Origin of the sequence: Tardiphaga sp. vice154 (assembly GCF_007018645.1) — a bacterium.
Taxonomy (GTDB): domain Bacteria; phylum Pseudomonadota; class Alphaproteobacteria; order Rhizobiales; family Xanthobacteraceae; genus Tardiphaga.
In genome coordinates this window covers 4,041,578-4,055,582 of the sequence record NZ_CP041399.1, presented here as the reverse complement: position 1 = coordinate 4,055,582, position 14,005 = coordinate 4,041,578, and the positions used below count along the sequence as shown (strand labels likewise).

Annotated in this window: 12 protein-coding genes; 5 read left to right on the top strand and 7 right to left on the bottom strand. The window is 59.4% G+C overall.

Translation table 11 applies throughout. The annotated features are described in order from the left end of the window. Positions 1–10 precede the first annotated feature (10 nt). The 5 genes from asnB to FIU28_RS18970 form a co-directional block, all read right to left on the bottom strand. Positions 11–1,867, bottom strand: a complete 1,857-nt coding sequence (gene asnB, locus FIU28_RS18990; RefSeq protein ID WP_143574731.1) for an asparagine synthase (glutamine-hydrolyzing) — start codon at positions 1,865–1,867, stop codon at positions 11–13. Then, complete coding sequence (locus FIU28_RS18985) at positions 1,868–2,845, bottom strand: glycosyltransferase family 2 protein (protein WP_143574730.1); 978 nt, start codon at positions 2,843–2,845, stop codon at positions 1,868–1,870. 149 nt (positions 2,846–2,994) lie between these two features. Then, positions 2,995–3,927, bottom strand: coding sequence for a lysylphosphatidylglycerol synthase transmembrane domain-containing protein (locus tag FIU28_RS18980; protein ID WP_143574729.1), 933 nt, complete (start codon positions 3,925–3,927; stop codon positions 2,995–2,997). 61 nt (positions 3,928–3,988) lie between these two features. After that, complete coding sequence (locus FIU28_RS18975) at positions 3,989–4,864, bottom strand: class I SAM-dependent methyltransferase (RefSeq protein ID WP_143574728.1); 876 nt, start codon at positions 4,862–4,864, stop codon at positions 3,989–3,991. Positions 4,865–4,937: 73 nt separating this feature from the next. After that, a complete protein-coding gene (locus tag FIU28_RS18970) occupies positions 4,938–6,947 on the bottom strand; it encodes a hypothetical protein (RefSeq protein WP_143574727.1) in 2,010 nt (669 codons plus the stop codon). 211 nt (positions 6,948–7,158) lie between these two features. On the opposite strand from FIU28_RS18970, the gene rffA reads away from it, so the two are divergent. Next, positions 7,159–8,358 carry a dTDP-4-amino-4,6-dideoxygalactose transaminase gene (gene rffA, locus FIU28_RS18965; RefSeq protein ID WP_246660733.1) on the top strand — a complete coding sequence of 400 codons (1,200 nt, stop codon included), beginning with the start codon at positions 7,159–7,161 and terminating at the stop codon, positions 8,356–8,358. A gap of 9 nt (positions 8,359–8,367) precedes the next feature. Here the strand turns inward: rffA and FIU28_RS18960 are convergent, their stop codons facing one another. Further along, a complete protein-coding gene (locus FIU28_RS18960) occupies positions 8,368–9,321 on the bottom strand; it encodes a methionyl-tRNA formyltransferase (RefSeq protein WP_143574726.1) in 954 nt (317 codons plus the stop codon). 33 nt (positions 9,322–9,354) lie between these two features. Further along, a complete protein-coding gene (locus FIU28_RS18955; protein ID WP_143574725.1) occupies positions 9,355–10,068 on the bottom strand; it encodes a class I SAM-dependent methyltransferase in 714 nt (237 codons plus the stop codon). 332 nt (positions 10,069–10,400) lie between these two features. On the opposite strand from FIU28_RS18955, the gene FIU28_RS18950 reads away from it, so the two are divergent. From FIU28_RS18950 to FIU28_RS18935, 4 genes are all read left to right on the top strand, one after another. Then, a complete protein-coding gene (locus tag FIU28_RS18950) occupies positions 10,401–12,455 on the top strand; it encodes a hypothetical protein (protein WP_143574724.1) in 2,055 nt (684 codons plus the stop codon). Between the two features lie 122 nt (positions 12,456–12,577). Next, entirely contained in the window at positions 12,578–13,030 is a 453-nt protein-coding gene (locus FIU28_RS18945; protein WP_143574723.1) for a hypothetical protein, read from the top strand. Next, the gene (locus tag FIU28_RS18940) at positions 13,027–13,287 is read left to right on the top strand and encodes a hypothetical protein (protein WP_143574722.1); all 261 of its coding nucleotides are present in this window, start codon (positions 13,027–13,029) and stop codon (positions 13,285–13,287) included. The genes FIU28_RS18945 and FIU28_RS18940 overlap by 4 nt, the downstream gene beginning before the upstream one ends. Before the next feature lie 3 nt (positions 13,288–13,290). Next, positions 13,291–14,001 (top strand): MBOAT family protein, encoded by a 711-nt coding sequence (locus tag FIU28_RS18935; RefSeq protein WP_368039461.1) that lies wholly within the window; start codon positions 13,291–13,293, stop codon positions 13,999–14,001. Positions 14,002–14,005: the final 4 nt, after the last annotated feature.

Below are 14,005 nucleotides of genomic sequence, written 5' to 3'. Positions count from 1 at the left end.
GCCCGAATCGTCAGGCGCTATGCTTGCGGCTTTGTTGCAAGGTTAGCGCGCACCACAGTGCCCCGCGGTGATCGCGTTGGCGATCGTGATGTTCCTGCCAGAAGCGGTGCAGCGTGCCGGCGTCCAACATAGGTGGCTTGCCCAGAGTCGCTTCCGGCATGTCGCGCAGCCAGCGCGCCAGAGGAATGCCGAAGCCCTTTTTGCGGCGCTCAAGTAAGTTGGCGGGCAGACGTCGGGCGGCGGATTGCCGGAGGACCCACTTGGAGACCCCGCCACGCAGCTTGACCGAAGAGGGCAGTCGGCGGGCGAAGTCGGCCACGTCATTGTCGAGGAACGGTGCGCGCACTTCGAGGCTGTTGCGCATCCCGGCGCGGTCGCTCTTCACCATGATATCGTCGGCGAGATAGAAATTGGTGTAGAATTCTAGCGTCCGGTCGACGAGGCCCGGGCTCGCCGAGTTGTCCCAGGCGGCGATGGCCTCGCTGTAAAGATCCTCGGCATCGACCGGCTCCGACATCAGGTCTGCGATATCGGAGGGCGACGCAGGTCCGAGCCAGACCGGGTTCCAGAGCGCCGGCCGCAGGCCGAGCCCGCGAAGACCCCGGTTCAGCTTGAAATCGAGGCTCATGTTACGATCCGACGGCGGCATCCGCGCGGCCAGTGTCGCGATCGCGGCGTGTATCGGCCTTGGCACCACGCGATGATAGAGATCGGCCTTGGCCAGCACCTTGAAGGGATCGTAGCCCGCAAATAGTTCGTCGCCGCCGTCGCCGGACAGCGCCACGGTGACGTGACGCCGGGCGAACTTGCACAGCATATAGGTCGGCAGAATCGAGCTGTCGCCGAGCGGTTCGTCGATGATCGACGGCAGGTCGGCCAGCAGCGCCCGGGCGGTCTCGAGATCGCACATCTCGGTGCGGTGGTTCGAGCCGACATGCTTGGCCATCTGGGCAGCATAGACCGACTCGTCGAAGCTTTCTTCGTTAAAGCCGATCGCAAAACTCTCGATGCTGGCGGCCGGCCGCAGCTGCGCCGCATGACTCAGGATAGTGCTGCTGTCGAGCCCGCCGGACAGGAAGATGCCGAGCGGCCGGTCGCTGTCGAGCCGCAGCGCCACGGCCCTCGTCAGCAGGCCGTCGAGTTCTTCGGCCAGGCTGTGGGGATCGCCCACCGGCGCAGCGTCCGCCTCAATGGCGAAGCGCCAGTAGCGATGCAGGCGGGTTTCCTGGGTTCGGATGTCGATCTCAAGCGCATGGCCCTGTGGAAGCTTGGCAATCGACCTGTATGGCGTCAGCGGCGCCGGGAAGAAACCATAGGCGAGGTATTTGCGAATGGCGGCCGGGTCCATCGGCTGGCCACCATGGCTGGGGTGCGCGAGGATTGCCGAAAGCTCGGAAGCGAAGACGATCCCGCCGGGGCCGCTGCCATAGAACAGCGGTTTTTCGCCGAACCGGTCGCGCGCGAGGATCAGACGCGAGGCGCGCCGATCCAGCAAGGCGAACGCGAACATGCCGTTCAGCCGCCCAAGCAGGCCGAAGCCCCATTCTTCCCAGCCATGCACCAGCACTTCGGTGTCGCTGTGGTGGCTGCGGAAAACATGGCCGCGCGCGACCAGTTCGGTGCGCAATGCGGCGTGGTTGTAGATCATGCCGTTGAAGACGACACCGACGAGACCATCCTCGTTCCACATCGGCTGCTGGCCCAAGGCGATGTCGATGACCGCCAGGCGGCGGTGGCCTAGATACACGGCATTTTCGCGGTCAATGTAACGGCCTTCGCCGTCCGGCCCCCGATGCGCCAGGCTATTCGTCATCGCTGTAAGCACGGCTTCGTCACCGCGGCCGATGAAGCCGGCGATACCGCACATTCAGGCGGCCCTCGTTCCGTCCGCCGGCGCGCTGCCGTCCTGACCGATCACATTGCGAACGGTGTATTGGGTTTTGCCCTGCGATTCGAAATAGATACGGACGAGAACCTCGGCGATAAGTCCAAGTAGGATGCACATGATACCGGTCATGGCGCCGAACATGGCCATCAGCGGCAACGGCGTCTGAATAAAGGAGATGTTCTCGAAGAACTTGAGCCAGAACGCGTAGATCGTTGCCATGCCGCTCAATGCAAAAAACATCGCCCCAACGCCGCCGAAGACGTAGATCGGTTTGGTTTCGTACTGGGTTAGGAACTTGACCAGCAGCAGGTCGAGCAGCACCTTGAAGATGCGCTCGAGGCCGTATTTCGAAGTCCCGAACTGGCGAGGATGATGATCGACCACCATCTCGGTAATCTTAGCGCCCTGCCAGCGTGCGAAGATCGGAACAAACCGATGCATCTCGCCATAGAGGCGGAAGCCCACCAATACGTCACGGCGATAAGCCTTCAGTGAACAGCCGTAGTCATGCAGGTGCACGCCGGAAATAACCGATATCAGCTTGTTGGCAATCCGGCTCGGCAGTACGCGGCGCAGGCTGGCGTCCTGGCGGTTGCGGCGCCAGCCGGAAACGACATCGAATCCCTCGCCGATCTTGGCCACCAGCCGTGCGATATCCTTGGGATCATTTTGCAGGTCGCCGTCCATCGGGACGATGATGTCGCCGCGAGCGTGGTCGATGCCGGCCATCAGGGCTGCGGTCTGGCCGAAATTGCGCTGAAGGTCCACGAGTCGGAAGCGATCGGGGAAATGTCGCACCTGGTCCGTCAGCTTCTCGACGGTAGCATCGCTGCTGCCGTCATTGACGAAGACGACTTCCCAGGACCACGGAGCGGTTGCGAGGGCATCGTTCAACTGCTCGCACAACGCGGCGACGCTCTCGGCCTCATTGTACATCGGGATCACAACGGAAATCATAGATCTCACCTGTCCGACATGGCCCACGAGGGGCAGATCCGCCAAAGGAGCGATGACTTGGTGGAAAACGTGCTCTGTTTGCATGATGGGAAGCTATTAGAAGACTGATTGAGCGATTGCAAGCCAAGCTCGGGGACTCGTCATGCGTGTCAATCCTCCGCGGCAGGCTTGTCGTACGGTAACAGCGTGAGTATGCCGCCAACGGCAGCCATCGCCAGTTGCAGGCCGAGCAGGGCAAGCGACAGTGCAAGGGCGCGTTCGGTGGCGACGCCGGAGCCACCCAGCAGGCCCACGAGCGTGACGTCGCGCAATCCGATCCCGCCAAACGAAATGGGCAGCAGTAGCACCAGCGACATCACGCAGATGACGACAGCCCAACTTGCCAGCGACAGGTCGATCCCGAGGCCCGCGCCCAGCCAGGCGCAGTTGGCCACGACCACGGCCTGAAATGCGATGCCCATCGCAATGGATGCAACCAACGTGCGCACGCTCGAGGAAAACACGTGAGTGGCCACGACGGTGTCGCGTAATTGCCGACTGATGAGGTCGGGAAGCCAGCCAAACAGTTTGGCCACACTCGCGTCGTTCAGGAAAAACATCGCGAGCATGGCGGTGAGCAGCAATACCATAGTAAAAGCCAGCGTGGGTGCGATGACGGGATCGAAATGCTGCGTGTTAAAGAGTAAACCGGCGAGCCCGAGCACCAGTAGCCCGATCAATCCCGTGATGCGGTCAAACACGACAGCGGCGACGATGCGGTGCAACTCGGCGGGGGTGCGCACCAAGTAGCCTGCTTTCGCGATATCGCCGCCGACTTGTCCCAGAAACACGATGCTGTAAATCTGCGAGACGATACTTACGCGCAGGATCGCGCCGACGCTTCTTTCAGGAAGAAGTATCTTGGTCTTGTAGGCCTGCACCAGTAAAGCGAAAAAGGCGGTAGCCGTGACGGCAGCAGCGAACAGCGGCGGTAACGTGAGCAGTCTTTTCCCCGCTTCGGCCACGTCGACCTTCAGGCTGATGAGGACAAACAGCAAGATCGTCGTGAGAAGCTTGAAGAGAGGGTGACCGATCAATCGCATTTGGTGTCGCTCTGCACGGAAGTGGCGCGATCAGGCGCAGAAAGACGGCAGCGGCGTGTGCTTAGTCCTTGCGCCGAAGCACCAGAACGAACGGCGTTTCCCAATGTAGCTTAGTACCGACTTTGATAAGTAGTTGATCGAGATGCAAGCGCTTGAGCAAGCGTACGCCTTGCTTGACTGCGCCGACCCCATTCCATTCGGAAAACTGCAGACTGTTGATGCGCTCGCGGAAAATCTCCTGGCCGGTCGAGACTACTTCGATCCTGTCTTGGAGAGGCGCCAGCCAGGCCATCAGCTTGCCGTATGTGATGAACTGCAGGGTATCGGCAAAGTCCGGCGAACGGCCACGTAATCGGGCGATGATCTTGAAGAGCCACTTCGGCGTGTGAGGGAGCATGAAGAAGTTGTAGTGTCCCTCCCACCACGATCCGTAGTTAGGGAAGTTTATCACCGCAACGCCGTTGGGCTTCAGAACGCGGGCAATTTCCGACAATACAGCCTTCGGGTCTTGGGTATGCTCCAGGCAAGACACAGAATAGATCGCGTCGAAGCTAGCGTCGGAATAAGGCATCGACTCGCCGATGCCTTCTTCGATTACCGATCCAGCAATACCGGCGGAGTCCAGAAGGCGTCGGGAAATATCCAGTGTGGCAGCATACGGCGGCAATCCCGGCTCCAGACCGTGACAGTCGCAAACATTATTGGCGCGGCAATAATAGACAAAAGTACCAAAACCCGAGCCCACTTCGAGGACGCGAGAGGCTGGGCTGATCTGCGCGAAGCGGCTTAATTCCCGGACCTGTTCTGCGCTGCGCTCGACCGAAAGGAATTCGCGCGCAAGGCGATCGATGGGCGTCTTGCAGAAATCTGAGACATGGGTGTCGTTCAAGAAAGCTTCGATATCCTTGACGAAGATATCGGGAACTGCGGTAACCATCGAGGGACATCCTTCACATCAACAGCGCTCATTAATCCGCTCCGCAGTGCTTGTCGATGCATTAATGCATGGTCTAAGGGGCTTGCGGCGGCGCTATGACATCGAATGGCACCGCGTGGGTGGTCATGCCTGTGTTGACATTAACGACTTTCACCCAGTGACGCCCCTGCGCGGTCAGCATCTCAAGTGGAACGAGCGCGGTGATTGCCATGCCATCAACGAACGTTTTTAGCGGGCGGTCATCGAACAGGATCGTCGTTCCGATGCGCGCCGGTGCTGACAATTTCATCCACAACGCCGATTCTCCGGTGGGCTGCTGGTTGAACGGAGCGCCGAGCAGGGTCTTGTCCGGTCCATAGGCCACTACCGATTCTAGCCGTTCCAGCATAGCCGAAGCTGGATCGCGGATCCAGGCCGTGCCCATGCCGAACTGGATGGAACGGGCATAAGTCCGTTTGATATAATCCATATAGCGCGCCGCCCAGACGTCGAAGCGAGAGTCCGCGGTGCCATTGGGAGCCCAGTCGAGTACCATCACCACGGGTGGCCGCACCTCCATGGTGAGGGCGATGGCGCGGTCGATCCAGCCTGGGTAGAGTAGTGGGGTTCCGTCATCAACGTAGTGCTCCTTGAACAGGATCCGGCGGTCCGTCATGAAGGCGAAGCCGGCGCAATAGGGCACACAGACGATGCGATCCCACTGCCGGGAATTCTGCTCGATCAGGTCGGAGATGTCGGTGTAGAGACGCTTCTCATCCGCTGAGACAAATTGGTGGACGCCATTGCGGCCGCTGAAAACGGAGTCGCGCCGCGCCTGTTTGGTGCCCCAACCGCTGGCGTCCACGAATACGCCATAGAACACGAACAGGCCCATCTGGGCGGCGATTAGAATGACTGCAGCCGCCCGTACCAGCCGCGCGTGCGATGTTGCGGACGCGAGATCGCGGATTAGCCATAGCGCCGCACAGGCGGCCAGAATTAGGTAGGCATGCATGAAACTGATGAAATGAACCCAATCGGGTCTGAACAGTGCAAAACCTGGCCATTGGGTTGCTGCGATCATCAGGATCGCCAGCCGAAGCCGGTTCTCTGTGGCACGGTGAGGTGTCGCGATCAGGCGGTAGGCGAGATTCACGCCGAACACGATCATTACGGCCAGGGTCGAGTAAATCAGGAACGCAAATTCCCGTTCGGCACGCGTGCCGTGGAGCAGGGCGCCAAGCGGCAATATCCGGAGAAATGAAGCGGTCTTACGGCTGGAGTCCTGGATCACATCGTCCAGCCCGCCCGCATGGCTGAGGAAGAACAGCAAGCGCGCCGGGTAACTCAGCAAATCGGCTAAGAAAGCTTCAAGATAGCCCCGCAGCGCCGCATGAATTACGACGGGAGCAAGGGCTAACAGGATGAATGCCGCGCTAATGGCGGTGAGTTTAGACAGATGGCCCAGCCTCTTGCCCGCCCCCCTTCCGATCTGCCCGGCGCGCAGTATCAGCAGGATGCCCAAGACTGCTGAATAGAGATAACCAAAATCGGGGCGGAGTGCGAAATTGACACCGATTGCGGCGGCTGTCGCAGCCAGCGGCCAGAATTCCTGCTCGTCATCTGCCTTCGCCAGCAGGATCAGGGGGTAGGCGAAGAGCGCGAGGCTGAGCATGCGAATCGCCGACGCATAAAACGGCGGCACGCAGAGCACGCAGAGGAAAACGATGCCAGCCGCGATGGCGTTGCCCGAGGCCTGGCGGGCGGCGAGCCATATTAAGGCCGCAGAAGCGAAGATCACGACCTGAAATACCGCCAGCACCGCACCGAAGTCGACGGCCCACCAGCGAAATACCCCGACGCCCAGAAAATACCAGAGCGGACCATATCCGACCGCATCGCCAAACTTGGCGCCGAGCGTCAAGTCACGCACGTATTGCACGTACGATCCCATATCGCCCCAGTCGAACCCAAGGCGGTAGGCGTCCCGATAGTAGACATACGCAAACAGGGTGGCAGCGGCGAGAAAAAGCAGCTCGAAGCGACGCGAATAGTAAGGGCTGGTGCGCGATCCTGTTTTCGGAACGGCTGCGCGGCTGGCCATGGCTCGAGCTTTCCTCGCGATCTATTTCGTCGCCCCGCGGGGCCCGAGAAGCTGTGGTTCGTCGCTGTCCGAACGATCGCTGTGTATGGAGAGCAAGCCTGAGGCTGTCAATTAAAGGGCAGATTGCATGTGCCAGATTTCTTCACTAGCCATGCCATCGTCTTTGCGACATGATCGACCCGAACTGGAAGTCGGGGTTCGATGGCGTCGAATGGCCCGTATTTTGCTGAATGTATTTAGCGTGGCGGGCCGCCACTGCGTTAGTATCGGAAAAATGGCGTATCGGATACCTTTCAACCGTCCGCTGGCTGGTCCTCGCGCCATCAAAAATCTCACCGAGGTGTGCGGCGAACAACATCTATCCGGCGATGGCCGCTTCACGCAGCAGTGCAGCGCATGGTTGCGGCGCAACCTTGGAGTGGGAAGCGCTCTTCTTACTACCTCAGGAACGTCTGCGCTTGATATGAGCGCGATTCTGGCAGGGCTTCAGGCTGGTGACGAAGTCATCCTGCCGTCCTTCACCTTCAGTTCTTCCGCGAACGCCATCGTCCTGCGCGGCGCGGTCCCGGTGTTTGTGGACATTCGTGAGGACACGCTGAACATCGACGAACGGCTGATCGAGGCCGCGATCACGCCCCGGACGCGCGCGATCATGGTCGTGCATTATGCTGGCGTCGCTTGCGCGATGGATCCGATCATGGCGATCGCGTCACGGCATGGCCTGATCGTGATCGAGGATGCCGCGCAGGCGATCTTGTCCAGCTACCGCGGCCGGCCGCTCGGCTCGATCGGGCAAACCGCGGCGCTGAGCTTTCACGAGACTAAAAACATTAGTTCAGGCGAGGGTGGCGCCCTGCTGATCAACGATCCCGCGATTGTCGAGAAAGCCGAGATCATTCGTGAAAAGGGCACCAACCGAACCGCGTTCGCTCGTGGCGAAATACAGAAGTATACTTGGGTGGATCTCGGCTCGAGCTATCTGCCGAGTGAGATCATCAGCGCGTTTCTGTGGTCGCAGCTGGAAATCGCGGAAGAGCTAACGGCTCAGCGCATTGCGCTGTGGAATCGATATCACGCGCATTTTGCCGAGCTGGAGAACACCGGCATCTTGCGTCGTCCCGTCGTGCCCGAGGATGTCGTGTCCAACGGCCATATTTATTATCTGCTGCTGCCCGATCAGCCGAAGCGGGATGCGCTGATTGCGGCGCTGCGCGCGGAAAGCATCAATGCCGTCTTCCACTACATTCCGCTGCATAGCGCCCCAGCCGGCCAACGTTTCGGCCGCACTGTCGGCAACCTGGGCCGTACTGACGATCTCAGCGCGCGTCTGGTGCGCTTGCCATTGTGGATCGGTCTGGGCGACGATGTCGATATCGTGGCGGATGCGGTGAAGCGGGCGCTGGCGCGCTGAAGTCGTCCGTTACGCGCCGAGCCTTTGACGCAGCGACGTGAATTGAAGCGTTCCATCGGACGAAGTTGCCTTCAGGATACGCAGGATACCTTTGCCGCAGACCACGTCGGCCGTCTTCTTGGTCGGTTCAATCGCCCAGATTTTGCCCGGCTGGCGGTTGACGAAAGCTAGGTCCGTAAGCTCTTCAGCCTGCTCAATCCTGATTTCATTGCCTTGATATCGCGTCTTGGCGCCAAGATACGGCCAGCCGAGCGCATCCACGAAGCGGCGGATATCGGCGGCCGATTGGCTCCAGTCGATCGTATAGTCCTCTTCGCTGCGCCACAGCGCATAGGTCGCTTCCGATTCGATCTGGGCGGTGCCGACTAGCGGACCTGTTGCAGCAGCGGCCAGCAACCGTCTTGCCAGAGTAGCGTAGGCGAAGCCAAGTCGTTCGTAGACCTCCCGCACCGTCAACGGATAGCTCACGTGAAGCGGCTCCTGCTCCAGGACGTCGCCGGTATCGACGCCGTTCGCGGGCCTGAATGCGGACACGCCGAGATTGTGGTCGCCAGCGATCAACGCCGCAACGGTCGGTGCGAAGCCGCGGTATTTCGGCAGCAGCGAATCGTGAAATACAATGAAGCGCGGGTCGATTTCGTGGATCAGGAATTGCCAGCCGGCGCAAAAAATGAACTGCGATGCTTCATATTGCTTCGGCTTGAGCGCCTTCCGTTCCACGAATGGAATCGAATGTTCGTGGCAGAGCTGTTCAATCTCATGACAGGAATCACCCAGGGTGCCCTTGCTTGGATACGAGCAGATCACGTCGATCCGCGTTTCGGCAATGATGCACCGAAGGAAGTTGAGCCCCTTGACGCCAGCGACAAACAGTGAGATGGAGGGCACGGCTCTGCTTCCGCTGTTGATGATGTCTATGAAGACAATGCGTTCTGATTTTCGATCCGCATTTGCGTAGTTCATAACAGTCGAATGCTCCACGGGTTTGGAGCGATCTCAAATGTCCGTACGTGGGGGGCGCATCAATACCATGTGGATGTTCTGCGAGAACAGTCCGTCGCCGTCGAAGCGATCGAGCAGCCGCCCCAACCGATAAAGAGCTGCGGCGGGCAAGGTCGACAGCCACGGTGCGGCCGGGGTCCAGAGCAGCGCCGTGAAGGCCATCGAGAATGCCTGGCAAGCCATGCGGAATATGCCCCCACCATTGCTCTGGTGCACGACGTGCAGTCCGGCCTGTTCGGCAAGGCGCGTTAAGCCGAAGCGCGTGAAGCGAAAGTAGTCGTGGGGCCAGCCGTGCAGATAATACACGAATGGGACGGAAAGGATAACATGTCCGCCCGGGCGCAAGATGCGGCACAGCTCCGGCAGAACGCGCCAGGGCTCCGGGGTATGTTCCATGACGGAGCAGCAGAAAATCGTATCGACGGTTTCGTCTCCTAACGGAACGGCGCCCTGCAGGTCAGCGCAGAATGTCAGCTCGGAATGTTCAACCGTATAATCGGTTGACATATAGTGTGTTGCGCGCGCCTGGAGAACCGTACGCCAGGCCATTCTTCCAGCGCCGGCATCGAGGACAACACCCCTGGCGTAGCTGTGAATTAGTGGCAGCACCTCCTCGGCGAGAGAGCGATGGTCCACCGCAATACGCCAGAACATGTCGGTGCCAATTGTGTCGGAGCAGGCCTTGTGCCAGCGGTCTTTTAGATTCATCGATTCTTCCACGCCTAAGATGCCCGCGAAGGTTGCGTGGCGCCGATCTGCTCAATGTCGATTTGGCGAATGGTGCACCTTATCTCTGCAATGGCGCGCTTGATTAATCGCCTATATCGAAGGTGCTGCCAACTGGCCACTCAGCTATTGGCAGGATATGACACAAATGGATATGAGAACAACCTCAATCGTGGCAGAACCGCGGCACGGGCGTTGTTTGGCATCGTGCCATGCCGTTCGAAAATCGTTGAAACCGGTGGGGCGGCGATCGGATGTCTTCCGAATTGCAGCATCCGAATTCCGCAGACTCAGATTGCAACCAAGAATAGCCGATGCAATTCGTAACCGAGATCAATTTTGCGGAAACGGCGATGGCAACGTTTGTCGTTGTGGCGGTCGCCTTTGTCGTAAATCGGCTTTTCTTCAAAACCAATCATGCCTCGAATGTGCAACTCGTCGGTTGGAAAACACCCGGGGTCCTACTCGCCGGTATCTTCGTGGTTCTGGCGTTACTTCTGTCGGTAAGCGAGGTGACGCAGTTCATGACGCTGGATGAAGCCGCGTTCGGCGAGGTTCTGCGCAATCCGTTGGACCGCAACATTGCCTCGAACTGGGCGCAGGGCGCGTCCCACACGGCCAATCTTATCTGGATTCCGATCACGCGCGGACTTCAACTGATCTCGGCCACGCCAGCCACTATCGATTCCGTCCTGAAAGGCGTGCACTGGCTGCTGGGTATCGGTCTCATTCTCGGCATCGTCGGAAATCTTACGATATTGTTGCCATGGCCGTTCCGGATGCGATTCTGGTTCGCAATGGCGCTCACGGGCGTGTTGTTTTTGCTGCCGGTCGATAACGTGGCCCTCAAGACGCTCAATTATGACCTGATTTCGCTGTTTGGCAGTACTTTGGCGATCCTGTTGGTCACGCGCGGATACGTCGAAACGGAAACCCGGCTGTTTTGGGTCGGCCTCGGCATCGCGGCGCTGGCGGCCCAGGAAAAGCTCAACGCGTCGCTGGTCCTCTTGGTGCTTTGTTTGGTCGTGGGCGCGCTCGAGGGCGCGGCATGTCGGTTACATCCCGTCAGGACGGCCGTCTGGTCGACGTTGAAGGCGATGACGCTGGCGCTGGTCGTCAGTCTGGTCTCGTTCGGCCTGGCGGCCATCAGTTTGATCGGCGATCCCGCGCTTAATGTTCTGATCAAGACGCTGCCGCTATTCATGGAACTGTTGACCGTCTGGATTTACGCTCCTTTGAGGTTTATTTTCGGGATCGGGAATGCGTTGGCGGATCCTGCCGTGCGGTCTTGGTACGCTTGGGTGGCGGCCGCTTTGACATTTGCATTGCTGCCGCTGGTGGCAGCTTGCGTAGTGGCTGCGCGATCTCGCTTGGTCGCGATCCTGGAGCACCTGACGCGTTTTTCCGGCTTCGTTTTTCCAACTGGTTTGGTGTTTCTGGCTGTAACGGGCATCGCTGGACTGTACTTGGTAACCCCGTTTTTCGCGCCCATGGTTCCGCTCGATGCCGCCATGACTATTGGCGTGATGAACGGCGTGCAACTGCATTTCGGCACCCACGGCGCTGCGGCGCACCGCCTTGCTGCGGTCGGTTTCGCCTACGGCGTCTTTATTGCTGCGCTTCCCACTGCCTTGCTGGCTGCCGCCTGTGTTACAGCGATGCGTCTCGCATGGCGGCCGCATCCGGCTCCGTTCTTCGATGTGATGTTTGCGATTGCCGTGGTCACGCCGGGCCTGCTGGCGTTGATGAACACGCCGACCTTCAACCGCTATCTCAACCTTCCGATCCTGTGGACTGTTATCGTTATGGTCGTGCGCATCGTTGATGTGTGGATGCCGCAGCTTATCTCGCGAAAATGGGCCTGGCTGGCGCTGCCTGCCATGATGCTTCTGATGATTGTTGAAGTCTCGCCGTTCCGGCCGCTTTATGCCGCCTTTCGGCCGATCACGGTCGATTATCCGGAGCCCGACGCACCCGCACTGGGGCATCTCAATTTTTCCTGGACCGGATGGGGAGAGGAAACGATTCTTGCAGGCAAGTTGATCGATGAAGAATGCAGAGACAAGGGTGCTCTCGCCGGCGTCGATTGCGCCAAGATTGGCATTTGGTCGGTGTACAATGGTCGATGGCATCCGCGCTTCGGCAGCAAGGTTCATCAGAGCGGGGGCGGCCCCTTCACTGGCGATGGCTGGCCGGCGGGACCTGGCACATACTACGTGATGAACCGGCAACTGATCGCGGGCGGCTTGCTCGCCGGCTTTCCAGCCATCGCCCCGGACTTCGTAGTCCGCTATCGAGGGTTTGCCATGGCTTGGGTGTTTCGCGGTGATCGTCTGAAGGACGCCGGATACCAGTTCGTATGGCAATGACGGGTTCCTGCTGCCTCTGACAGTGAATTGCGTCAGCTTCGGCGCCATGTTATGTGAAAATTGCAATCCGCAAGGCCCCTGGCCTGCGCCTGAATTCCCGGGGATGAGACAAGTCGAGCCCAATGTCGTTCAGTTCACCGGGCTTTATTTTCGCCTTCATGCCGGTATTTTTTACCTGCTACTTTTTAGTGCCGGTGAGGTGGCGTAACGGCCTGCTGATGCTGGCGAGCTTGGCATTTTACAGCATTGACGGTGGTGTCGCGACCTGGGTGCTGATCGCTTCCATTGTCTTCAATTACGTCATCGGCCTGATGATCGATCGCCGCTCGTCTTCGTTGCAGCGCACGCTGCTGCTCGTGATAGGCATCGTGCTGAACCTCATTCCACTGCTGTATTACAAATACTGGAATTTCTTCATCTCGGCCGCCAACGACGTGCGCGGCCTGGTCAATGGCGGCCCCCGTTGGCGCTGGCGGATATCCTGCTCCCGGCCGGCATCTCGTTCTTTACCTTTCAGGGCCTGTCCTATCTCATCGACATCTTTCAGCGCGAATGCCGTCCAGCCCGAACCATGATCGATTTCGGCATGTACCACACGCTGTTTCCGCAGCTCGTTGCCGGCCCGATCGTGCGCTACCGTGAAGTCGAGACCGCGATCATTCGTCGGCCGGTGGCCATAAACGATGTCGAGCAGGGAATTTTTCGGTTCTGCATCGGACTTGCCAAGAAGATCATCATTGCGGACAGCATGGGTGTGGTCGCCGATAGCGTTTTCAATCTTGGTGCAGGCCAGCTGACAATGGCTGCTGCTTGGGTCGGTGCGCTGGCTTAGACCCTGCAGATATTCTTCGACTTCTCCGGCTATTCGGACATGGCCATCGGTCTCGGGCGCGCGCTTGGCTTCCGATTTCCCGAAAATTTCGATCAGCCGTATCGGTCGTTAAGCATCACGGAATTCTGGCGTCGCTGGCACATGACGTTGTCGCGCTGGTTCCGCGATTACGTCTACATTCCGCTCGGTGGCAACCGCCGCGGCCCATGGCGAACCTATTTCAACCTGATCGTCGTTTTCGTGCTGTGCGGGCTTTGGCACGGGGCCGCCTATACGTTCCTATTGTGGGGCCTTTACCATGGCGCATTGCTGGTCGCCGAGCGCGCCGGTGGCGGCGCGCTGCTCGCCCGGCTGCCGCCCGCGCTGGCGTGGGCATTGACATTGCTGTTGGTGGTCGTCGGATGGGTGTTTTTCCGAGCTGGAACGTTGAGCCACGCCCTGGCCGTTCTGCAGGCCATGGTCGGCCAGGTCTCGCCGGATGCTTTCGTCGATCTCGCGGTGGTGCTGGCTCCGGACAAGGTCCTGTTTTTTACGATCGGCTGGATCGTTGCCGTCTGGCCGGTCGGCCGGCGTGTCCGCCTAGCCGGCATCGACAGTCTCGGAGTTGCGCCGCGGCGCTGGCTTCGACAGTTAGCGTCGCTCGGGCTGTTTACCTATTCGGCCGCGCTGGTGGCGACGAATGGGTTTAATCCATTCATCTATTTTCGGTTTTAGAGAA